The organism is Paraburkholderia sabiae, assembly GCF_030412785.1.
In the GTDB taxonomy this organism is placed as follows: domain Bacteria; phylum Pseudomonadota; class Gammaproteobacteria; order Burkholderiales; family Burkholderiaceae; genus Paraburkholderia; species Paraburkholderia sabiae.
Map to the genome: position 1 here is coordinate 3,312,644 of NZ_CP125295.1, position 21,232 is coordinate 3,333,875.

Below are 21,232 nucleotides of genomic sequence, written 5' to 3' on the forward strand. Positions count from 1 at the left end.
CCAGCGTGGACTCGCGCGATTACGGCTTTTGTGCAAAGCCGCAACGCACGATGCCGGATGCGCAGCGCTCGCGCGCTAACGGAAGTTGGGCCGATGCCCTCGGAACATCGCGCGATGAAGCAGTCAGACGCGCGGCAGATCGTCGATGAACTTCTCGACGTGGCCATCCGGTATGTCGGTATCGATGCCGTCGTGGCCGTCGGCATGCGAGACCGTCTTGATCTTCGGCCCCAGCAGATTCATGCCGCCCAGCGTAAAGAGCGACCACACGGCATTGCCCGCATGAATTGCCGTCACGACATCGGCGACTTCGACGATCTCATGCGGCGAAAGCCATTCATTCGTTTTTGGATTGACGAGAGCCCAACGGACGTGGGTGACGCGGTCTGTCATAGGGTTAATGCGTACGGCATCGATAGCATAGGTTGCCATTTCCACCTCCATCGTCGTCACCCAGGCATCGTAGCACTTTAAATCTGGTTAGACGAAGCGGACGCAATCTGCAGACGCGTGTAGAAGACACGCACGGAACGCGGCCCGAAGGCCGCACACCGATGGACCCATTCGAAAATCAGCGCTCCGCTGCACGGCGATTGCCCGGATGTACTCTGCGTCGCCGACCGCCGCGTGACAATCCGCGTGCATGGAAATGACTGCATCTTCGAATGGCTTCCACTTTCTATAACGGTCGTGCGCAAATTTTCTTTAACCGGGTTTGCACTAATGCGGCGCGCGGCCGCCCGCCGATGGAGCCACCGCACATGCAGTACGATGACCGGACTGACTTGCACGGGAAACAGGCCATGTCGATCGAAGTCGGGACGGCGTCGTGGACGGACGCGACGCTCATCAAATCCGGGCGCTTTTATCCTAAGGGCTGCACGAGTGCTGAAGCGCGGCTGCGCTTCTATTCGAGCCAGTTTCCGATGGTCGAAGTGGACGCGTCGTACTACGCGATGCCCACGGCCACCACCAGCGCGCTATGGGCCGAGCGCACGCCCGGAGACTTCACGTTCAACGTCAAGGCGTTCCGGCTTTTCACCGGACATCAGACGGAGCGCAAGGTCTTCCCGCCGGATATCCAGCCGCTTCTCCCGCAGAACGACAAACGCAATCTCTACTACCGCGACATGCCGCCCGATCTCATCGACGAGATGTGGCGGCGCTTCTTCGAGGCACTCGAACCGCTGCGCGTAGCAGGCAAGCTCGGCGCCGTGCTGTTTCAGTTCGCGCCGTGGATCTCCACCGCGCCGCGCGACAACGCGCACGTGCGGCACTGCGCCGACCGCATGGCGTCGTATCTGACGGCATTCGAATTCCGCAACGCCAGCTGGTTCGACGACAGACACCGCGAATCGACGCTCGCTTTCGAACGCGAACACGGTCTCGTGCATGTGGTGATGGACGCGCCCGACGTGACAAACCGCGCGCATACGGTATGGGAGGCGACGTCGCCGGAACTGGTGATCGTGCGCATGCATGGCCGCAACGCGGAGACATGGAGCGGCAGCACGACGGCAGCGGGCCGCTTCAACTACGACTACACGGACCGGGAGCTGGAAGAGATCGCATTGCCCGTGCGCGAGATCGCAAAGCGCGCGGGGCGAACGCATGTGGTCTTCAACAACTGCTTTGAAGACGCGGCGCAACGCAATGCCCATTCGATGATCCGCATTCTCCAGCAAGAGCGTTTCGCATAAGCAGGGTCGCCAGGCACGACGACGCCTCGCTGTTTTCCGGTTGCAATTCAGTTTGTATCGACTAGCCTCGTCTTATTCGAATCATACAAACGGCTTTCATACGACGATAAAGACGATGACGCTCACGAATAACAATGCCTGGGGGCGCCGATGCTATTGACGGCTTATGTGCAAGCCAGCGGGCCCGGTTTGCTGCAGCTATGGGTCGGCATGTTCGGCGTCGCGGTGCCGCCCGTGCCGCAGGTTTCGATCGACCGGCAAGTGTCGGCTCCACTCGACCCGCCGCAGTTCTCTCCTATCCGCGATTTCAGTGTCGACGACGCGGGCCAGCCCATCAATCATCAATGCGTCTTGCGTTTCAAGGTGCCGGACGAATCGCGGCCACGTCAGATTCGTGTCGATGCAGGCGGTGAACAGTTCGAATTCGCGAGCACGTCTTTACCCAAAGAAGTCCCGACGCTGATGGACGGCAGCTTCAATATCCTGCTGTCGTCTTGCTATTCGCAGCCGGAAGATATCGACGGATTGCTGGGTACGATCGTCTCGCAGATCAAGGTGCAACCGCATCTGACCGTGCTCGCGGGCGATCAGGTGTATCTCGACCTGCCCCTCACGCAGCGCGTGCCCGATCAGAACCCGGACCGCGCGCGGTTGCTTGCGAACAAGTACTACCTCAACTGGCTCTCCGGCGCGTTGCGCGTGCCGGGGTTGCAATCGGTGCTGGAGCGCGCGCCCGTCGTGTGCATTCCCGACGATCACGAGTTCTGGAACAACTATCCGTTTGCGCAGAAGCAGTTGCCCGACACGTGGACGGATGCGTCGCGCCAGTTGCTCGGCGACACGGCGCGCGCGCTCTACGAGGACTATCAGATCGGCGGTGCGCCAGGCGGTGCGGGCGGCGCGATCCGGCTCGACGTCGAACCGTTGAAGATGCTCTTCGTCGATATGCGATGCGATCGCGACAGCACGTTCACATCGTTGATGGGCCCTAAAGCCGTGGCCGCCATGCAGACATGGGAAAACGATCTCATCGCTGCACACGCAGCGGGGCAACCCGTAGTCGGACTGCTCGCGTCCGGGCAAGCGCTCTTCATCGATCCGCCCGAAAGCAACTGGCGCAAGAAGACCTTCGATGCCGAAATGCCGAACTACGCGCAATTCGACGTGCTGCAAGCCACTCTCGGCCGGCTTGCGGACAACGGCATTCCCGTCGCCTACATCACGGGCGACGTGCATTGGGGACGCGTCGCATCGGGTCACGACCTGCAGACGAACATGATGCTCTACGAAGTGATCGCGTCGCCGTCGCGGCTGATACGCACGCCGTTTCTCGACACCGCAAAAGAAGCGGCCAATTCGGTCAAAGGTATTTTCGGCGGCGGCACTGCGTGGCCGCGTCATGCCGATCCTGAAGACGTGCCCGATCGCTTCGGACTGAATCATCGCTTCACGCTGAAATCGGAATTCGGCCGACGCGGCGATCAGGTCGCGATCCTGTCGTTCACGCGCGTGGGCAGCGGCGTCGATATGCAGGTCATGTACTACGGCATTTCCAGCGACAAAGCGCTTTCGCAATCGGTATCCACGACGCGCTTCGAATTGCGCGCACGCTAACTGGAACGTAACTACGACGAGGCATAAGCATGCTGAAGATCGTTCGATCGACCACCACGCAATCGAATCCGCAATTCACGCAGTTCGAGCGCAATGACGGCGAAAGCAATACCGCATGGGGCGAACGCGCCGTGCGCGACATGCAGGCAGGCGGGCCCGACGAATGGACTTACGTCGTGCTGCTAGGCGGCAGCGATACGCTGGCGTTTCGCGTGCGCATCGCGCAATCGCATCTGCGGCACGACATGCTGCCGTCGTTCTGGTCCGAATCGATACTCGTGCGGCTCGGCGGCGCGACGCTCAAGAACGCCGAAGCGTTGCATGTGCCGCTGCACCAGCCGGAAGGACCTGCGTTTGCAGCCCGCGTGAATGGCGTGGTCGCGCGGCCTTTAACAGACTTCGATGATACGACGCGCTTTCCGAATATCGCCGTCATCGCGCTGCCGGTTGCGCAAGCGAAGGTGGTCGATAAAGTGTCGAGCTTCCAGCAGTCGCGCGCGACGCTCGATGCGCTCGAACACGTGTTGCGCTGGCTCGCGTATGCGTGGGGCGCAGCGCGCACGCCCAATCCGCTGCACGACAACTACGGCTTGCCGTCGACGTGCATGATCGAAACGGTCTGCGCCGCCGCGAATTTCGACCTGACGCCGGGGCTCGAATCGCGAGCGTCATGTCCGGAAGCGATATGGGCTGCCGCCAACTATTGGCACGAGTACTTCGAGAAGTTCAATGGACGCGAACCGATAGGACGCTACTACGCGCCGCACACGTATCCGATCGTCGAGCCTTCCGCGCCGCCTGCGCCCACTTCTTCGCCTAAACGCAAGGCGAAGAAATGAGCTTTGGCTTAAGGCTGTGATGCAGGCACGCTCGCGGGACTTGCGGCAGGCGTCGACGCAAACGCGGGCGCTTGCGCTTCGCTACTCGCAGCAGCAGGCGCACTGGCTTCACCCGGCAATGGCAGGATTGGCGGCTGCGATGCGGCAGGCGAAATGATCTGCGGCGGCTCGATGTCCGTCGGCGCAGATGCGTCAGCAACGGGCGAAGCATTCTGCACGGCAGGCGCTGCGGGCGCAGGACGCGGCTTCGGGCGCGCCGCCGGCGCAGTCGTCTCAGGCTTGCTCGACGACGTGAACAGATACCCCATCCATGCCCGCAGCTTCGTACGCAGCGTGTCGAACATGCCGGGCGGCGGCTCTTCCGCGAACTTCACGCGCGGATCGATCAGACGCGAGCGCAGCGAACGCTGGAAGAAGTCGCCGACGATCGGCAGCGCACTATGCGCGCCTTGTCCCCAGTAGTCGCTGCGCAGCGTCACGCGGCTGTCGTTGAAGCCGATCCACGCGCCCGCCACGAGTTGCGGTTGCATCAGAATGAACCAGCCGTCCGCGTTGTCCTGCGTCGTGCCCGTCTTGCCCGCCACATCAGCGCGGATGCCGAAGCGCGTGCGAATCGCCGAGCCCGTTCCCTTGTTGACGACAGAGCGCATCACATCGACCAGGGTTTGCGCGCTCGCAATCGGCATCACGCGATCGGCATGCGCCGGCTGAAACTCGGCGAGCACTTCGCCCTTGCGGTCTTCGATCCGCGTGACGAGCATCGGCGCGATATACACGCCCTCATTGGCAATCGTGCCGTACGACGACACCATCTCCTTCAACGTCACAGGACTCGTGCCCAACGCCAGCGAAGGCACCGCATCGAGCGGGCTTTCGCGCACGCCCATCGCACGCGCGAGCCGCGCGACCTTCGCGGGACCGACCGATTCCATCAGTTGCGCAGTGATACGGTTGCGCGAATACGCGAGACCATCGCGCAGCGTAATGGGACGGCCGCTCGGCGCGTCTTCGTCGCTGGGACGCCAGATTTCGCCGCCTGCCAGCGGAATTTCGACGGCCTGATCGGGGAACGTATCGTCGGGCTTCGCGCCTTGCTCGAAGGCCGCGCCATACACGAACGGCTTGAACGTCGAGCCCGGCTGGCGACGCGCCTGCGACACGTGATCGTACGGATCCTGCGTGAAATCGCGGCTGCCGACCCACGCCTTGATCTGGCCATTGCGCGGGTCCATCGCGACGAACGCGGCCTGCACACGCGTCTTGCTCTCGCACAGCGTCTTCATGAACGCATGATCGGCAGAAAGATGCTTGAGCGCGTCGGCATCGCTCATGCCCGAATCTTTCGCGCTATGGTATTCGGGCGTCTCGCGAATGAACGCATTGAACACGTCCTGATGGCCGGAACACGCGCTGCGCGCGTTCCACGCTGCATTCGCAATCGACTGCAATTGATTGCCCTGGAACGTGAGCGCCTGGGTCGCCATGGTTTGCAGACGCGCATCGATCGTCGTGCGCACGACGAGTCCATCGGAGTAGATGTTGTAGTCGTTCGCATCGGCCCATGCGATCAGCCACTTCTTCAATTGCTGCGCGAAATGCGGCGCGGGACCGGGCGGCTCTGTCTGCCGTTCGAAATCGACGCGCAGCGGCTTGCCCTTCAGCGAATTGAATTGCGCCTGCGAAAGACGCTGGTATTTCACCATCTGCCCAAGCACGATATTGCGGCGGTCCAGCGCGCGCTCGGGATTGATCACCGGGTTGTAATAGCTGTTGCCCTTCAGCATGCCGATCAGCGTCGCGCTTTCGAGCACGGTGAGATTGTCGGCGGACTTGTCGAAATAGGTGCGCGCCGCCATTTCGATGCCGTACGCGTTGTAGAGAAACGGCACCGTATTCAGATACGTTTCGAGAATCTCGCTCTTCGTATAGAGCGCTTCGATCTTAAAGGCCGTGATCGCTTCCTTGATCTTGCGCGTGAGCGTCGGTGCGCGGCCGATGTCGTCGGGATAGAGATTGCGCGCGAGCTGCTGCGTGATCGTCGATCCGCCCTGACGGTCGCCCGAGAACGTATGCAACGCGGCGCCCGCAGTGCGCCTGAAGTCGATGCCGTGATGCTCGTAGAAGCGGTGATCTTCAGTAGAGATCAGCGCATCGACGACGTGCGGCGAGATGTCCGAGAGCTTCATCCACACGCGGTTGGTCGGCTTGAACTCGGCAATCAGCTTGCCGTCCGCCGAATAGATCTGCGCGGGCTGCTCGATCTTCGCCTTGCGAATGTCTCCGATGCCAGGCGTGAACGGAATCAGGATCAGCACGTACAGCACGACGAGTGCAGGAATCGCGGCAATCGACAACCCGACGCCGCGCCATGTCGGATGACGCAAACGTTGCAACGCGCTCATGACGAGCGGCTTCGCGTGGGCCCACGCCCCGGCGGATACTTTCTGGAAAAACGACAGTATCGACTGTCTCACGCTAACGCACCATCGGCTGAAAAGGCTGCATCCTACCAAAACAGCGTGGACGTCCAGGCGTTTTGCAAGAATCGGGCACGTAAGTGATGCACAAATGAAATCGGCCGAAGCCGCACCGCTTTGCGCGGACGGGTTCGGCCGAACTGTAAAGCTGCGACGTTATCAGGCGTGCGCGCGCTTCGGTGTGACCATCGAAACGACAAACGTCACGACGATATTCACGACCAGTGCGATCAGGCCGATATACAGCGGCCACGTCGAGCCGCCGACATGCAGCGCGAACACCGGCTTGAGGCCTTGCGAAATCGCGAGCCCCGTGCCGAGCACGATGCCGACCAGCCAGCCGAGGAACAGCCCCGGCGTGTTCAGACGACGCGTATACAGCGAGAACACGATGGCCGGGAAGATCTGCAGAATCCACACGCCGCCCAGCAGTTGCAGATCGATCGCGTACTGCGTCGGCAGGAACACGATAAACAGCAACGCGCCGAACTTCACGACGAGCGACACGATCTTGGCCGTCGATGCTTCCTGAGCAGGCGCCATGTTCGGCGACACGATCGGGCGCCACAGGTTACGCGTGAACAGGTTCGCTGCGCCGATCGACATGATGGCAGCAGGCACCAGTGCGCTGATCGCAATGGCCGCAGCCGCGAAGCCCACGAACCACGACGGGAACAGCGTGCCGAACAGCGCGGGCACGATGTCGGAAGCCGACTTCACGTGGATGCCGGCTGCAATCGCCATATAGCCGAGCAGCGCGATCAGGCCGAGCAGCAGCGTGTATGCGGGCAGGAAGATCGCGTTCTTGCGCACGGTTTTCGCCGACGAAGACGACAGCACGGCCGTCATCGTGTGCGGATACATGAAGGCCGCGAGCGCCGAGCCCAGCGCGAGCGATGCATACGCGGTGAATTGCGTCGGCTTCAGGATGATGCCCGTCGCGCCGCCTTTCGCCTGGAAGTACTGGTCGGCCGCATCGAACACGTGACCGTAGCCGCCGAGCTTCACAGGAATCAGCCACACCGCCGCGATCACGACGATATAGATCATGATGTCCTTGACGAACGCGATCATCGCGGGCGCGCGCAGGCCGCTCGTGTACGTATAGAGCGCGAGGATGATGAACGCGATCACGAGCGGTGCTTCGCCCGACACGCCGAGTCCCTTGATCACGACCTGCATGCCGACCAACTGCAGCGCGATATACGGCATCGTTGCGACGATGCCCGTCAGCGCGACGGCCGCGGGGAACCACTTGCCGCCGTATTCGCCGTGCACGTAGTCCGCTGCCGTGATGTGGTTCTTCGCATGTGCGATCGTCCACAGCTTCGGCATCACCGCGAACACGAACGGATAAACGATGATCGTATAAGGCAGCGCGAAGAAGCCATATGCTCCGACGGAGTACACCAGCGCGGGCACCGCGATCACCGTGTACGCCGTATAGAAATCGCCGCCGACGAGGAACCACGAAATGATCGTGCCGAATTGACGGCCGCCGAGGCCCCACTCATGCAACTGCGTGAGATCGCCCGCTTTCCAGCGCGCGGCGATGAAACCCATCACGGTGACGAGCACGAAGAAGGCGATGAAGACGGTCATCGCGACCGGGTTCACAGGGTTCAGATCGCTCATTTAATGCCCCGGTACACGACGTAGATCAGCAGCGACGTGAGCGGAACCCACAGAAACTGATACCAGTAGAAGAAAGGAAAGCCCGCGAATGAAGGGCGCGTGTCGTTATAGAAAGGCAGCCACAGCAGCGCGATATAGGGGATCAGCAGGATGAGCCAGAGCCATGAACGGCCGGCCGGTTCGGTAGGTTCCACGTTTGTCCCTCTTTGGTCTATCTGATTGAATCCGCCCTGCTGGTGCGCGCCGCAAATATGCGTGAGCGTGCATATTTACGCTGGCGCCCGCAAGGTACGCGCATTATCTGCGAAAACATTCATTGTTGCTGGCGCGGTAACAGGCCATTGCGTGCCTGTGCATTACGCCGTGTTAGCGGCTTATCGCCTTGGCGAACCGGTCGCGCAGGAACTGCGTGAACGCGCGTATCGTCACGGAAGCCTGCCGATGCTGCGGATACACCGCGTAAAGCGTCAACGGCGGCGAGACGTAATCGCCGAGTACTTCGGCGAGCTTGCCGCTCGCCAGTGCATCGGCCACGATGAACTCCGGCAGACGCGCAATGCCGAGCCCCGCGATAGCGGCATCGCGAATCACCTCGCCGTTGTTCACGCGCAGCGGGCCGTGCACTTCGATCGTCTTGCTCGTACCATCGACGATGTACTCCCAGCCGCTGCGCCCTTCCTGTCCATAGAGCAGACACGCGTGACGCGCGAGATCGTCGGGCGTCGCAGGTGGGCGGCGTGCCTTGCGATACGCGGGACTGCAACACGCGACCATGCGTATTTCCGCGAGCTTTTGCGCAATCAGCGTCGAGTCGGCGAGCGTGCCGATGCGCAGCGCCATGTCGAAGCCCTCGCCAACCACATCGACAACCCGATCGCTCAGTTCCATGTCCACGCGCACATCGTGATTCGCCTTCAGAAACGCGGCGACGAGCGGCGACAGATGGATCATCCCGAACGACATCGGCGCACTGACGCGCAGCAGCCCGCGCGGGTCCGAACGGCCCGATGTCATCGCCTGCTCCGCGTCCTCCACTTCGCCGAGGATGCGCGTCGCGCGCTGATAGAACTCGTAGCCGAGGTCGGTCACCGCGAGCTTGCGCGTGTTTCGCACGAGCAGGCGCACGCCCAGGCTCGCTTCGAGCGCCATCACGCGGCGGCTGACGAACTGCTTCGACAGTTGCAGCCGGTTGGCGGCTGCCGTGAAATTGCGCGCGTCGACGGTGGTGACGAAAATTCTCAGGTCGTCCAGCTGCATGGTCTTCCGCCTCAATTGTCAACTTAATAGTGACAGTGATTCCTGTTTGACGCAGATTATAGCCGCCCTGATTGACCTACACTTTCATCACTGCTTCAGACAACGGCGTCGCCGGTGTCGCGAGAGGCAAACGCAATTCAATAAACAGGAGAAGAGAAATGATCGACATTCGCCAGGCTAGCGACCGCGGACGCGCCGAACACGGTTGGCTCAGCTCGCGTCACACGTTCTCGTTTGCGAACTACTACGACCCGAAGCAGGTCGGCTTCTCCGATCTGCTCGTCATCAACGACGACCGCGTGGCCCCGGGCCGTGGCTTCGGCAAGCATCCGCACCGCGACATGGAGATCTTCTCGTACGTGCTGGAAGGCGCGCTGGAACACAAGGATTCGATGGGCACGGGCTCCGTGATCGTCCCCGGCGACGTGCAGCTGATGAGCGCGGGCACGGGCGTCGCGCACAGCGAGTTCAATCACTCGCCGAGCGACCCTGTGCACTTCCTGCAAATCTGGATCGCACCGTCGGTGAAGAACGCGACGCCGCGTTATCAGCAGCAGAACTTTTCGACGGAAGCGAAGCGCGGCACGTTGCGCCTCGTGTTGTCGCCGGATGGCAAGGATGGCTCGCTCGAATTGCGTCAGGACGCGCGTGTCTATGCCGGCCTCTTCGACGGCAATGAAACGGCAGGCGTCGATATCGACGCCGATCGTTATGCATACGTGCATGTGGCTCGCGGCAGCGTGAAGGTGAACGGCGTCGAACTGAATGAAGGCGACGGTGCGCGTATTCGCAATGAGCGACGCCTCGAATTCACGGAAGGCAACGACGCGGAAGTACTCGTGTTCGACCTGCGCAACAACGAAGTGTCGGAACTGTGGTCCTGAGCAAAGAGCGCCTTAGACCTGCCGGATTGAACTGAATCGAATTGAAAGAGGATTGAACATGAACACGTTTATCGAACAACGCAAGGATGCACTGCTGCTCGTCGCACGCGTGCTGCTGGTAGTGCTTTTCGTGCTGTTTGGCTGGAGCAAGCTCACGGGCTTTGCAGGCACCGAGCAATACATGGCGTCGACGGGCGCACCCGTTCCGGCACTGGCCGCCGTGATCGCGATCGTGATGGAACTGATTGTCGGTGTGGTGATCGCCGTGGGCTTCAAGACGCGCGCTCTGGCGTTGCTGCTTGCGCTCTATACGCTCGGCACCGCGTTCATCGGCCATCACTTCTGGACGCAAACGGGCATGGAGCAGTACATCAACATGATCAACTTCTACAAGAACATCAGCATCATCGGTGGCTTGCTGCTGTTGTTCGTGACAGGTCCGGGCAAATACTCGATCGACCGCGCATAAGCGATCCAGGTCTTTATCGATGTTCTCGGAGGGCGGCCTTAGGGCCGCCCTCTTTCGTTATGCATAAACGCGACGGGAATCGCGCTTTAGGCATGAATGCAACACTCTTGTCATGTTCGCGGCGTAGTGCAAATTGATGTGATAAAAGTCCGCCCTGCCTGCATGAGGCCCGTTTGCACGGGCTCACACGTTAAAAACAACAAGCTCATGCAGTGTTCTCAACATATGAAAAGACAACACCCATGACCAAGCAATTCACTCGGACAGTGGCCGCATTCGGCGCGACGGCATGCGCCCTTGCCTGCCAGACAGCATTCGCTCAAAGCTCGGTGACGCTATACGGCGTCGCGGACGTCGGCATCCGTTATCTCACGCATTCGAATGCTAGCAACGACGGCCGCCTCTTCATGACCAACGGCGCGATCACGAATAGCCGTTTCGGCATCAAAGGCGCGGAAGATCTCGGCAATGGCCTGAAGGCAATCTTCCAGCTGGAAAGCGGTATCGATCTGCAAAGCGGCGCCCAGTCGGATAGCCAGCGCCTCTTCAATCGCGCGGCTTATGTCGGTCTGTCGAGCCAGTACGGTACGGTCACGCTGGGCCGTCAAAAGACGCCGCTGTTCGACGTGCTCGGCGACACGTACGATCCTCTGACCGTCGGCAACTACTTCGAAAACGCATGGCTGCCCGTTGCACTCGGCGCGGGTCTCTATGCGGACAACGCCGTGAAGTACGACGGCAAGTTCGGCGGTCTGAACGTGAAGGCGATGTACTCGTTCGGCACGAACTCGACTTCGACGGGCGCGAACGGTTTCTCCGGCCAGATTCCGGGCCACCTCGGTGCGGGCAATATGTATGGCTTCACCGCGTCGTACTCGTTCGGCGCATTGAGCATCGCAGCCGGCGTGCAGCAGAACAGCGACAACTCGAACAACAAGCAGACCATCTACAACGCGAATGCCGTCTACGCGTTCAGCACGACCAAGATCTACGTCGGCTATCTGCATTCGAAGGACGATACGGGCTTTGTCGACAGCACGCTCTCGCAGCGCGACCTGACGCTCGGCGTCGACATCCTGAAGGGCTCGGGCCGCAAGGACGACGGTCCGTTCGCAGGCGTGACGTGGCAAGCGACGCCCGCGCTGCTGCTGACGGGCGCGTTCTACTACGACCACATGAAGAACGCAGCGATCGGCGGCGGCGCGACGGGCAGCGGCAACCGCTACACGGGCGTGGCCGTGGCGGAATACGCGTTGTCGAAGCGCACGGAAGTGTATGGCACCGTCGACTTCAACAAGGTCACGGGCGCAGCGACGGTCGAACTGCCGGGCACGTCGAACCAGACGGGCGTGTCGGTGGGGATCCGCAACATCTTCTGATTGCACGCACTCCGATACGCGGGCGACGTGGCTTGAAAGGGCCACGTCGCCCGTTTTTCATGTCGGGCGGCACAGCGTATGCACTCTGCTTAACTGTGATATACAGGGAAAACCCGTAAATCCCAGTTGTTCTCTAGCAGAGCAGTACCAGCATGAAAAGCATTGCCGCCTTTTGTCTGACCACGTGGTCCGCCGCCGCCCTTCTCTATTTCGGCCAGCACTCGGTCGCCCTCATCGCATTGAGCGGCGTCATCGTGTTCGGCGGATACGATCTGCTGCGCCCTTAAAGCCCCATCTGGCTCCGAGCCAGACGAAGCTCGGCGCGACTTGATGGAAATCCATCATTTTTCGACGTGAGGCTTCGCCCTCCTTCAACTATCTTTGTGCAAACGGAATGTGTTCCTGAGGCTTCTGGCTGAAGGAAATCCCGCAATCACAAAGCATGAAGGAGACGCCTCATGTCCTCGACTTCTGCCGTCGACGGCGGCAGCACCGCAGCACCCGGCCCCAGCGATCCATCCTTCGACGCACGCATTGCGGAGCAGTGGTATCAGCCGCGCATCCCGCGCGCGGTGCTCAAGGAACTGATGAAGCGCGACGACGCAGCCGGCCTGCGCAACTTCGTGCCGTGGTTCGTGCTGCTCATCGCGTCGGGCGCGATAGCGGCGTTCACATGGGGCACATGGTGGGCCGTGCCCGCGTTCTTCGCGTACGGGACGATCTATTCTTCGAGCGACGCGCGCTGGCATGAACTGTCGCACGGCACGCCGTTCAAGACGCGCTGGATCAACGAGGCGTTCTATCACCTGTCGTCGTTCATGACGATCCGCGAAGGCTACTGGTGGCGCTGGAGCCATGCGCGCCATCACACGCACACGTACTTCCAGACACGCGACCCGGAGATCCAGGTGACGCGTCCGACGAAAGTGCTGCCCATCATCGCGGATTTTCTTGGGCTGGTCGGCTGCACGCTCGAAATCAAAAAGATCGTGCGTCATGCATTCGGCCGCGTCGATGCCGCCACCGACGCATTCTTGCCCGCCAGCGAAAAGCCGAAAATGATCTGGTCGTGCCGCATCTATCTGGCCGTCGTGATCGGCACGATTGCACTCGCGATCGCGCTGCACAGCTTCCTGCCGCTGATGTTCGTCTGGGCACCGCGCTTCTACGGCGGCTGGTTGCATCAACTGCTCGGGCTCACGCAGCATGCCGGTCTTGCCGTCAACGTGAAAGACCATCGGCTGAACACGCGCACCGTGCACACCAACTTCGTGTTCCGCTTTCTTTATCTGAACATGAACTATCACCTCGAACATCATCTGCTGCCGATGGTGCCGTTCCATGCGCTGCCACGTTTGCACGAAGCGATCAAGGATCAATTGCCGCCCGCTTATCCGAGCGTGTATGCCGCGTATCGCGAGATGCTTCCTGCGCTGTGGAAACAACGCACGGACGCGACCCATGTGATCGAGCGAAGCATTCCCGCTGCCTGACCGGTCGAACAAAAAATTGGAGGAGATAGCCATGAGCGTCGAAACGAATGCAAAGATTCACTGGATTACCGCCTGCGCGCCCGACGATATCGACGAAGAAGATGTGATGCGCTTCGATCACGACGGCGCGAGCTACGCGGTTTATCGCATCGCTGAAGGCTTCTATGCATCGGATGGCTGGTGTACGCATGAACATGCGCATCTCGCGGATGGCTTCGTCGTGAATCGCGAGATCGAATGTCCGCTGCATCAGGGGCGTTTCGACATTCCGAGCGGCAAGGCAAAAAGCGCACCGGTATGCGTGCATCTGAAGACTTACCCTGTGCGCGTCGAAAACGACAAAGTGTTGCTCGGCCTTCCCGTGCAGGACGCATCATGAGCGCACAGCCCGCGATGGTGATTGTCGGCGCAGGCCAATGCGGCGTGCGCACTGCCGCCGCACTGCGCGAGAACGGCTGGGAAGGCGAGATCACGCTGCTCGGCAACGAAGGCTCAGCGCCGTATGACCGGCCACCGCTGTCGAAAGCCGTGCTGCTTGGCGATCGCAGCACGGCGCAATGCGCGTTCTACGACGACGCGTTCTATCACGACAAGCGTATCGATCTGCGCGTCGACGCGTGCGTGCAGCACATCGATCGCGGTGCGCGCAAGGTCGTGTTGCACGATGGACGCAGCATCGACTATCAGCGTCTGCTGATCGCGACGGGCGCCGAACCGAGACGCCTCGACGTGCCCGGCGCGCATCTGCAAGGCGTGCATCTGCTGCGCACCGCGAGCGACGCGAACACGCTCGCAGAAGAACTGCAACCTTCACGGCGCATTGCAATTGTCGGCGCGGGTTTCATCGGACTCGAAGTCGCGGCGTCCGCAGTGACGCGCGGCTGCGAAGTGGTTGTCATCGAAGCGGGATCACGTGCGTTGATGCGTGCCGTGCCCGAAGTGGTCGCGGGCTATCTGATCGACCGGCATCGGCAGATGGGCGTGCAGATTCATTTCGGCGCGCAGATCGAACGCCTGCTCGGTAGCACGCGCGTAACAGGCGTGAAGCTCAAGGACGGCACGCAGATCGATTGCGATTGCGTCGTGGTCGGCATCGGCGTGAAGCCACGCACGGAACTGGCGGAAGCGGCGGGCATCGATGTCGCGGATGGCATCGCCGTCGACGACACGTTGCGCACGAACGATCCGCATATCTTTGCAGCGGGCGACGTGTGCTCCTTTCCGCATCGTCTTTTCAGGCGCCGCATGCGGCTCGAATGCTGGAAGAACGCGGAAGACCACGCGCGCATCGTTGCACGTAACATGCTCGAACGCGGCGAAACGTATTCGGAAGTGCCCTGGTTCTGGTCGAATCAGTACGACATGACGATACAGATTGCCGGCATGCCCGCGTTCGGCGTGCAAAGCGTCGTGCGCGAAACAGGCGACACGTCACGCATTTTCTTTGCACTCGATCGCGACGGCGTGCTGGTCGGTGCAAGCGGCGTCGGCAAGGTCGCCGAGATCGCACGCGACGTGCGCGTTGCGCAGACGTTGATCGGGCAGCGCGCGTGCATCGATCCGATGCAACTCGAAGATCGCAACGTCAAGCTCAAGGGACTCGTCGCCGCGGAGGCGGTATGACGCAACGGCTCGCGGTGTATCAATCGTTGTGGGCGATGGAGCGGCGTCATACGGACGGCTTCGAGCGCTCGCTCGAAGAGAACGTCGCGATGATCGCGGAAGCGGGCTTTGAAGGCGTGAGCACGTCGTATGGATCGCGAGAAGATGCACAGCGTCTTTCGCAAATGCTCGCGCAATATGGCCTGCAAACGGAAGCGCAATGCTTTCCGCGCACCGTCGACGACCTTCGCCCGATTCTCGAACACGCTGTCGAATTCGGCGCGCACCATATCGACTTGCAGCCGGACGTGAGGCCGCGTCGGCTCCGTGATGCATTGGAACTGATCGACGGCTGGCAGCGGCTCGCGGAACAGGTGGACATTCCCGTCTACATCGAAACGCACCGCGACCGCATGACGACGGATCTGCACTTCACGCTCGATCTTCTCGATGAACGCCCCGATCTGCGTCTGCTCGGCGATCTGTCGCACTACCTTGTGGGCCGCGAATTCGCGTGGCCGGTGAACGAAGAAAACGAAGCCGCGATGCAACGAATCATCGCTCATTCGTGGGCGTTTCATGGGCGCGTCGCGAGCCGCGAGCAGGTGCAGATCGAGATTTCCTTCGAGCCGCATCGCATGTGGGTCGATCTGTTTCTGCGCTGGTGGCGCGACGGCTTCGCGTCATGGCGCGAGCGAGCCGGTCCCGACGACACGCTCGTCTTCACCTGCGAACTCGGTCCGAAGCCATACGCGATCATCGGGCGCGACGGCAACGATACGACCGACCGCTGGGCCGAATCGCTGCTGATGCGCGAATGGATACTCGATCTGTGGGATGAAGTCGCGCACGAAAACGCGCCCGCGTTAGCGGCTAATCCGTAAGCGGCAGATTCTCGCGCAGCAGCACCGTCACGGGAATCTGCTGCGACAACGTCACGCCGGGATCGCGATGATAGTGACGCAGGATCACTTCGATCGAATGCAACGCTTCGCCGATCGGGTTCTGGTCGAGCACGGCGTCGAGCACGCCTTCGATCAGCAAACGCCGCGAGGTGTCGTTGAGTTCGTGTCCGATCAGCACGGTCTTGTGCACACGGTCGACCGCGCGCAGCGCGGTACCGACGCCCTCGTCGCCAACAGAAATGTTATAGATGCCGCGCAGATCGGGATAACGGCGCAACGCATCGCGCGTGAGGCTTTCCGTGAGCGACGACTGCTCACGGCTCTCCACCGTTTCGACGATGTCGCAACTCGGAAAGCGCCGCCGCAGCACCGAACGAAATCCGCTTTCGCGTTCTTCATGGCCGAGAAAGTCATGCATGCCTGTCATCACGAGCACCTTGCCCCCTGCATCGCCGAGAAAGCGGCCCATCAGTTCGCCTGCTACGCGTCCTGCGCAGCGATTGTCGATGCCGACATACGCGAGCCGGCCCGTGCCGGGCAGATCGCTCGCCAGCGTGATTACAGGCATTCTGTGGCTCACGTGGCGCAGTGCTGCCGTGATGTCCGGATGCTCGTACGCGACGATCACGAGCGCATCGGCCTTGCGCGTCGCGCGTTCAATGGTCTCGACGACAGCCTGCGGTTCGAGGCTGTCGAAGTACGTGACGGCGCAAATCACACGCTGCGTTTCGAAGGTCTTTTGCGCGAGCTCGAAGCCCTGCTTCAGATGCACGTAGTACTGCGCGTCAGGCTGCTGCAACAAAATCGCGATACGCAACCAGCGCACCGACACCGCTTCCAGCGCGCGATCGATCTTCAGCTTGCGCGCCCATTCGAGCACCCGCGTTTCCTTGTCGCGCGACACGCCACCTCGTCCGTTCAACACCCGATCGACCGTCGCTTCGCTGACACCCGCAGCGCGGGCAATATCGCTCATGCTCGTCTTGCGGCGGCGTGTATCGGACATGGTCGGATTCGTTGTGGTCGGCATGGCAACCATCATCGCATCGACGCAATCGACGCATCAAGCCGAGATATCCACTAACCATTGCAGTACGACATTGACGGAGACAGTGCATGAAGCCATTCGATTCGAAAGTCGCCATCGTCACGGGCGGTTCGCAAGGTCTGGGCGCAGCGATAGCCGCGCTGTTCGTCGAGCGCGGCGCGCGCGGCATCGTCATTTGCGGACGCGCGAAAGAGAAAGGCGAAGCGAAAGCGCGCGAACTCAGCCGGATCGGTGAAGCGCACGGCGCAAAGGTCGTGTTCGTGCAGGCGGACCTCGCGAATGTCGACGATTGCCGCAACGTCGTGGCCTCCGCCGATCAACACTTCGGCCGTGTCGACGTCCTGGTGAACGCGGCTGCGATGACGGATCGCGGCACGATACTCGACACCGATCCCGCGCTGTTCGACAGCATCTTCGCGACCAATGTGCGCGCGCCGTTCTTTCTGATGCAGGAGACGATACGCGTGATGCTGCGTGAACGTATCGAAGGCACGATCGTCAATATCGGCTCGATGTCGGCGAAGGCGGGACAGCCGTTTATCTCCGCGTATTGCGCGTCGAAAGGCGCGCTCGCGACGCTCACGCAAAACACCGCATATGCGCTGTTACGCAATCGCATTCGCGTGAACGGCTTGAATCTGGGCTGGATGGCGTCGGACGGCGAGGATCGCATTCAGCGCGAATATCACGGTGCCGCCGACGACTGGCTGCAACAGGCCGCCGCGGCGCAACCGTTCGGCCGTCTGATCGATCCGGCCGAAGCGGCGCGCGCCGTCGCGTTTCTGGCAAGCGCTGAATCGGGCTTGATGACGGGTTCGATCGTCAACTACGATCAGTCGATCTGGGGCGCATTCGAAGACGCGCCGCATCCCGCCGAACCCATGAAAAGCGTGTGAAGGGTCACGCCTGCTGCGTGTATCCGCGCAGCAGGCAAGCGCGCGCGTCAGTCCTTGATGCGCAGATCGGGATTGTTGTGCGCAATCTCCGACACCCAGTCGACGAACGCACGCAGCCGCGAACTGAGATTGCGGCGATGCGGGTAAACGACCGACAGCGGTGTCGTCGGGCTGTCGTAGTCGGTGAGAATTTCACGCAGCGCGCCCTGCTCGATCAGCTCGGCCACCATGAAACGCGAAGGCTGGATGATGCCGTGACCGAGCGCGCCCGCGTTGATGTACACGGAGCCATCGTTGACGGCGAGCACGCTCTTCATCTGCACTTTCACCACTTCGTCGCCGACGTTGTACTCGAACGGAAACGTTCTTCCCGTGCGCGCCGACACGTAATTCACGGCCTGATGCTCGCTGAGTTCTTCGAGCGTCTTCGGTACGCCATGCCGGTCCAGATACGCGGGTGACGCGCACGTGACGATCCGCGAACTGCCGATGCGTTTCGCCACGAGGCTCGACTCTTCGAGCATGCCCATGCGGATCACGCAGTCCACGCCGTCCTGGATCAGATCGATGTTGCGGTCCGCGAGACCGAGGCGCACGTCGATCTCGGGGAAGCGCTGATAGAAATCGTCGAGCACAGGTAGCAGCAACGCACGCGCCAGCGTGCCCGACGTATCGACGCGAATCGTGCCCGCCGGATTCTCGCGCTTGTTCGACAGCGACGACTCGGCATCGGCCACTTCGGCGAGAATGCGCACGCATCGCTCGTAAAACAGCGCGCCGTCTTCCGTGACGCTGACCTGGCGCGTCGAACGGTTCAGCAGGCGCACGCCGACATGCTCCTCCAGCGCCTGAATCGTCCTGCTCACTTTTGCGCGCGGCAGGTCGAGCATTTCAGATACTTTTGAAAAGCTGTTCGCGTCCACCACGCGAGTGAAGATCTCCATTGCCTCGAAGCGGTCCATTTCCTGTGCCCTGTCATTGTTAGGCGGCGAAGCTTCTGCCGCTGCAGATGTCGCCTGTTCGAACGGCCGGCTGCATCTCGCGCGCAGCCTGACGGGTAGAAAAATAGCACGGAGAAAATCGCCATGACGAGAAGGGGCGCGAACGGCGGGGCTTTTATGGGCGGTATTCGATGCACGCGACCTGATTGCAACCGCGCGGTTTCGGATGAAATCGGGGTTTTTACAACACCCCCGGAGTTCGTGGTTTTTACGGACCCGGGCTAATCCGCGGCCCGCACGTATGATTAATATTATTTATTCGAGCCGCTCCGAAGTCATTTATCTTTGAAACGCGATTTTATCTGTGATTCAAACGACCGGTTTTTGTACGAGTAAAACGTTTTAAAGCATGACCGTACGTTCGAATGATCGTGTGGAAGCGCTTTCTCCGCTGTGCACGCGTAGTTCGAATGGCCGATCGCTTGTCGGAAAAGGACTAGGCATCTGGCGCGATAATTATTCTCACTCGCTGGCACTATTTTCCGGCACCCGGTGATTTAAGCACGCAATAGTTGCCGGACTTCCCTCTGAAGAAAATAGTTCACAGTACCTTACTAATTCCGATTGAAATTTAATAATCGCCGCATTAGGATTAGATCCCCGCCGATGCCATAAGCATCCCGGGCAACAAACTTCCAAACATATTTACCGTTCGCGAATGCATTCGCAGTTCACCCATGCCGCGAACGGAGGCCATGCGCCTTTCAGGAGATACACGTGCTGAGCCCACACGAATTTGCGACGCTCATGCTGATTAAGGACGCAACCACCCAGTCGGGTTTCGACGAAGCCGATCTGCTCGCGCTTGCCAGCCGCGAGTTCATCACCATCGGTGCGTCCCAGGCCAGCGCGCTGCCGCGCCTCACGGATCGCGGCCTTGCATTACTCGCCCGCCTGGGCGGCGGCGCCCCGGCAATGTCCGTCTAACGGACATCAGGGCCATCAGGCGACCGAAACCCGGCAATACACGCTATATGACCAGCAGGCATCGATCTTCATTCGTATCGATGCCCGATGGCCTTTTTTGCCCTTCGTACCCTTTGTGCATTCAACCTTGCGAGGCTTTTCGATGCTCACTACCGTCGACGAAGTGACTGCCGCACAGAAAGCCGGCGTTCAGACGTTCTTCAACGTCACGAACGAGGCGGTGAACGGCTTTGAAAAGCTCGTTCAATTGAACCTGCACTTTCTGCGCGACAGCACGCAGCGCGCGATGAATGCGCTCGCCAACGGCGAAATGCCCGGCCTCGCAGCCGTGAGCCGAAGCGACCTGTCGTCAGTGGAACGCATCGCGCTCTATAACCAGCAGCTGTTCGGCATTGTCTCGGGCACGCAGGCGGCCATCGTCAGGCATGCAACGGCGCAATATGAAACGCAGATCGGCACCGTTCGCGCCGATCTCGACGATGCCGTGCAACGCGCGCCCGCAGGGGCGGAAGTCGCGGTGTCCGCCATGAACTCGGCGATCACTGCAGCGAACGCCTTCTACGAGAGCATCTGGAAAACGGTGCAACAGGCAGTCGATATGGCCGAAGCCAACGCGCACGTCGTGACGCGCAGTACAGGAAACACGTCGCACGCGGCCTGAACCGCCGCGCGCGAGCAACAGTTTGTAGGAAACCGGACGCGATCCCCGCGTCAGGCGCATTTTCGGCCCGCTTTCGAGCGGGCTTTTTTTATTCTTCGCGAATGCGCTACCCGAATGCGCTACCGATCCGGCGCGCTCTTCGTATCGCCGGGAACGATGGGCGGCTCGAAATCGGCATCGGTCGGCTCGCCGTGCGCGGCCCTGTCCTTGCGCACGTTGCCAGTGCTGTTGGTCTTCTCGCCGGCAGGCAATGGCGCTTCGGGCCCGCCGGGTTCGTCCATCGTGTTGGGCTGTTCCTTCGTCATGCGTGCCATGTTGCACTCCCTCGTTTTCCGCTAGCCAAGCCAGCCACTCGCTACCGCGAGCAACACGCATTCCATACACGCAGTTGCCGTCGCATCCAGGCGCGGCATGCAACGTGCTGACTCGCCACGAACGTCTTTAC

The 21,232-nt window shown here is 60.9% G+C and carries 22 protein-coding genes; 14 read left to right on the forward strand and 8 right to left on the reverse strand.

From position 1 onward, the window contains the following. Nucleotides 1-123: 123 nt before the first annotated feature. Nucleotides 124-432 carry a hypothetical protein gene (locus QEN71_RS14855; RefSeq protein ID WP_201651178.1) on the reverse strand — a complete coding sequence of 103 codons (309 nt, stop codon included), beginning with the start codon at nt 430-432 and terminating at the stop codon, nt 124-126. Nucleotides 433-803: 371 nt separating this feature from the next. Here QEN71_RS14855 and QEN71_RS14860 point away from each other — a divergent pair, with 371 nt between their 5' ends. The 3 genes from QEN71_RS14860 (at nt 804) to QEN71_RS14870 (ending at nt 4,153) form a co-directional block, all read left to right on the forward strand. Next, nucleotides 804-1,700 (forward strand): DUF72 domain-containing protein, encoded by an 897-nt coding sequence (locus QEN71_RS14860; protein WP_201651179.1) that lies wholly within the window; start codon nt 804-806, stop codon nt 1,698-1,700. A 150-nt stretch (nt 1,701-1,850) separates the two neighbouring features. Continuing rightward, the gene (locus tag QEN71_RS14865) at nt 1,851-3,314 is read left to right on the forward strand and encodes a metallophosphoesterase family protein (protein WP_201651180.1); all 1,464 of its coding nucleotides are present in this window, start codon (nt 1,851-1,853) and stop codon (nt 3,312-3,314) included. A 29-nt stretch (nt 3,315-3,343) separates the two neighbouring features. Further along, nucleotides 3,344-4,153 carry a hypothetical protein gene (locus tag QEN71_RS14870; protein WP_201651181.1) on the forward strand — a complete coding sequence of 270 codons (810 nt, stop codon included), beginning with the start codon at nt 3,344-3,346 and terminating at the stop codon, nt 4,151-4,153. 8 nt (nt 4,154-4,161) lie between these two features. On the opposite strand, the gene QEN71_RS14875 is transcribed toward QEN71_RS14870, so the two are convergent. The 4 genes from QEN71_RS14875 to QEN71_RS14890 all read right to left on the reverse strand — a co-directional run bounded on the left by QEN71_RS14875 (nt 4,162) and on the right by QEN71_RS14890 (nt 9,522). After that, nucleotides 4,162-6,627 (reverse strand): penicillin-binding protein 1A, encoded by a 2,466-nt coding sequence (locus QEN71_RS14875; RefSeq protein WP_201651182.1) that lies wholly within the window; start codon nt 6,625-6,627, stop codon nt 4,162-4,164. A gap of 162 nt (nt 6,628-6,789) precedes the next feature. Continuing rightward, a complete protein-coding gene (gene mctP, locus QEN71_RS14880; protein ID WP_201651183.1) occupies nt 6,790-8,265 on the reverse strand; it encodes a monocarboxylate uptake permease MctP in 1,476 nt (491 codons plus the stop codon). Then, nucleotides 8,262-8,459: a DUF3311 domain-containing protein gene (locus QEN71_RS14885; protein ID WP_007731907.1), complete on the reverse strand. Its 198-nt coding sequence runs from the start codon at nt 8,457-8,459 to the stop codon at nt 8,262-8,264. The genes mctP and QEN71_RS14885 overlap by 4 nt, the downstream gene beginning before the upstream one ends. Nucleotides 8,460-8,631: 172 nt before the next feature. Next, the gene (locus tag QEN71_RS14890; protein WP_201651184.1) at nt 8,632-9,522 is read right to left on the reverse strand and encodes a LysR family transcriptional regulator; all 891 of its coding nucleotides are present in this window, start codon (nt 9,520-9,522) and stop codon (nt 8,632-8,634) included. A 158-nt stretch (nt 9,523-9,680) separates the two neighbouring features. Here QEN71_RS14890 and QEN71_RS14895 point away from each other — a divergent pair, with 158 nt between their 5' ends. The 8 genes from QEN71_RS14895 to QEN71_RS14930 all read left to right on the forward strand — a co-directional run bounded on the left by QEN71_RS14895 (nt 9,681) and on the right by QEN71_RS14930 (nt 16,233). After that, the gene (locus QEN71_RS14895; protein ID WP_201651185.1) at nt 9,681-10,406 is read left to right on the forward strand and encodes a pirin family protein; all 726 of its coding nucleotides are present in this window, start codon (nt 9,681-9,683) and stop codon (nt 10,404-10,406) included. A 58-nt stretch (nt 10,407-10,464) separates the two neighbouring features. Continuing rightward, complete coding sequence (locus QEN71_RS14900; protein ID WP_201651186.1) at nt 10,465-10,875, forward strand: DoxX family protein; 411 nt, start codon at nt 10,465-10,467, stop codon at nt 10,873-10,875. Between the two features lie 242 nt (nt 10,876-11,117). Next, nucleotides 11,118-12,254, forward strand: a complete 1,137-nt coding sequence (locus QEN71_RS14905; RefSeq protein WP_201651187.1) for a porin — start codon at nt 11,118-11,120, stop codon at nt 12,252-12,254. 152 nt (nt 12,255-12,406) lie between these two features. Further along, nucleotides 12,407-12,541 carry a hypothetical protein gene (locus QEN71_RS14910; protein WP_267909721.1) on the forward strand — a complete coding sequence of 45 codons (135 nt, stop codon included), beginning with the start codon at nt 12,407-12,409 and terminating at the stop codon, nt 12,539-12,541. A gap of 171 nt (nt 12,542-12,712) precedes the next feature. Next, nucleotides 12,713-13,747: a fatty acid desaturase gene (locus QEN71_RS14915; RefSeq protein WP_201651188.1), complete on the forward strand. Its 1,035-nt coding sequence runs from the start codon at nt 12,713-12,715 to the stop codon at nt 13,745-13,747. A 31-nt stretch (nt 13,748-13,778) separates the two neighbouring features. Further along, nucleotides 13,779-14,126: a non-heme iron oxygenase ferredoxin subunit gene (locus tag QEN71_RS14920; protein WP_201651189.1), complete on the forward strand. Its 348-nt coding sequence runs from the start codon at nt 13,779-13,781 to the stop codon at nt 14,124-14,126. Continuing rightward, nucleotides 14,123-15,370, forward strand: coding sequence for an NAD(P)/FAD-dependent oxidoreductase (locus tag QEN71_RS14925; RefSeq protein ID WP_201651190.1), 1,248 nt, complete (start codon nt 14,123-14,125; stop codon nt 15,368-15,370). Before QEN71_RS14920 ends, QEN71_RS14925 begins: the two co-directional genes overlap by 4 nt. Then, nucleotides 15,367-16,233, forward strand: a complete 867-nt coding sequence (locus tag QEN71_RS14930) for a sugar phosphate isomerase/epimerase family protein (protein ID WP_201651191.1) — start codon at nt 15,367-15,369, stop codon at nt 16,231-16,233. The genes QEN71_RS14925 and QEN71_RS14930 overlap by 4 nt, the downstream gene beginning before the upstream one ends. Here QEN71_RS14930 and QEN71_RS14935 read toward each other — a convergent pair. Next, nucleotides 16,223-17,260, reverse strand: a complete 1,038-nt coding sequence (locus QEN71_RS14935) for a LacI family DNA-binding transcriptional regulator (protein WP_201651192.1) — start codon at nt 17,258-17,260, stop codon at nt 16,223-16,225. The genes QEN71_RS14930 and QEN71_RS14935 overlap by 11 nt on opposite strands. A 110-nt stretch (nt 17,261-17,370) precedes the next feature. On the opposite strand from QEN71_RS14935, the gene QEN71_RS14940 reads away from it, so the two are divergent. Then, the gene (locus QEN71_RS14940; protein ID WP_201651193.1) at nt 17,371-18,198 is read left to right on the forward strand and encodes an SDR family oxidoreductase; all 828 of its coding nucleotides are present in this window, start codon (nt 17,371-17,373) and stop codon (nt 18,196-18,198) included. Between the two features lie 47 nt (nt 18,199-18,245). On the opposite strand, the gene QEN71_RS14945 is transcribed toward QEN71_RS14940, so the two are convergent. Further along, nucleotides 18,246-19,160: a LysR family transcriptional regulator gene (locus QEN71_RS14945; protein WP_201651194.1), complete on the reverse strand. Its 915-nt coding sequence runs from the start codon at nt 19,158-19,160 to the stop codon at nt 18,246-18,248. A 756-nt stretch (nt 19,161-19,916) separates the two neighbouring features. Here QEN71_RS14945 and QEN71_RS14950 point away from each other — a divergent pair. Continuing rightward, complete coding sequence (locus QEN71_RS14950; RefSeq protein ID WP_201651195.1) at nt 19,917-20,126, forward strand: hypothetical protein; 210 nt, start codon at nt 19,917-19,919, stop codon at nt 20,124-20,126. A 142-nt stretch (nt 20,127-20,268) separates the two neighbouring features. Continuing rightward, a complete protein-coding gene (locus tag QEN71_RS14955) occupies nt 20,269-20,787 on the forward strand; it encodes a phasin family protein (protein ID WP_201651196.1) in 519 nt (172 codons plus the stop codon). A gap of 119 nt (nt 20,788-20,906) precedes the next feature. Here the strand turns inward: QEN71_RS14955 and QEN71_RS14960 are convergent, their stop codons facing one another. Further along, nucleotides 20,907-21,101, reverse strand: coding sequence for a hypothetical protein (locus QEN71_RS14960; RefSeq protein WP_201651197.1), 195 nt, complete (start codon nt 21,099-21,101; stop codon nt 20,907-20,909). Nucleotides 21,102-21,232: the final 131 nt, after the last annotated feature.

Coding starts and splice junctions, on each gene's coding strand:
- QEN71_RS14855 (WP_201651178.1), bottom strand. CDS start 432: ATGGCAACCTATGCTATCGATGCCGTACGCATTAACCCTATGACAGAC.
- QEN71_RS14920 (WP_201651189.1), top strand. CDS start 13,779: ATGAGCGTCGAAACGAATGCAAAGATTCACTGGATTACCGCCTGCGCG.
- QEN71_RS14895 (WP_201651185.1), top strand. CDS start 9,681: ATGATCGACATTCGCCAGGCTAGCGACCGCGGACGCGCCGAACACGGT.
- QEN71_RS14930 (WP_201651191.1), top strand. CDS start 15,367: ATGACGCAACGGCTCGCGGTGTATCAATCGTTGTGGGCGATGGAGCGG.
- QEN71_RS14960 (WP_201651197.1), bottom strand. CDS start 21,101: ATGGCACGCATGACGAAGGAACAGCCCAACACGATGGACGAACCCGGC.
- QEN71_RS14945 (WP_201651194.1), bottom strand. CDS start 19,160: ATGGACCGCTTCGAGGCAATGGAGATCTTCACTCGCGTGGTGGACGCG.
- QEN71_RS14935 (WP_201651192.1), bottom strand. CDS start 17,260: ATGTCCGATACACGCCGCCGCAAGACGAGCATGAGCGATATTGCCCGC.
- QEN71_RS14870 (WP_201651181.1), top strand. CDS start 3,344: ATGCTGAAGATCGTTCGATCGACCACCACGCAATCGAATCCGCAATTC.
- QEN71_RS14955 (WP_201651196.1), top strand. CDS start 20,269: ATGCTCACTACCGTCGACGAAGTGACTGCCGCACAGAAAGCCGGCGTT.
- QEN71_RS14900 (WP_201651186.1), top strand. CDS start 10,465: ATGAACACGTTTATCGAACAACGCAAGGATGCACTGCTGCTCGTCGCA.
- QEN71_RS14890 (WP_201651184.1), bottom strand. CDS start 9,522: ATGCAGCTGGACGACCTGAGAATTTTCGTCACCACCGTCGACGCGCGC.
- mctP (WP_201651183.1), bottom strand. CDS start 8,265: ATGAGCGATCTGAACCCTGTGAACCCGGTCGCGATGACCGTCTTCATC.
- QEN71_RS14910 (WP_267909721.1), top strand. CDS start 12,407: ATGAAAAGCATTGCCGCCTTTTGTCTGACCACGTGGTCCGCCGCCGCC.
- QEN71_RS14860 (WP_201651179.1), top strand. CDS start 804: ATGTCGATCGAAGTCGGGACGGCGTCGTGGACGGACGCGACGCTCATC.
- QEN71_RS14865 (WP_201651180.1), top strand. CDS start 1,851: ATGCTATTGACGGCTTATGTGCAAGCCAGCGGGCCCGGTTTGCTGCAG.
- QEN71_RS14925 (WP_201651190.1), top strand. CDS start 14,123: ATGAGCGCACAGCCCGCGATGGTGATTGTCGGCGCAGGCCAATGCGGC.
- QEN71_RS14940 (WP_201651193.1), top strand. CDS start 17,371: ATGAAGCCATTCGATTCGAAAGTCGCCATCGTCACGGGCGGTTCGCAA.
- QEN71_RS14905 (WP_201651187.1), top strand. CDS start 11,118: ATGACCAAGCAATTCACTCGGACAGTGGCCGCATTCGGCGCGACGGCA.
- QEN71_RS14915 (WP_201651188.1), top strand. CDS start 12,713: ATGTCCTCGACTTCTGCCGTCGACGGCGGCAGCACCGCAGCACCCGGC.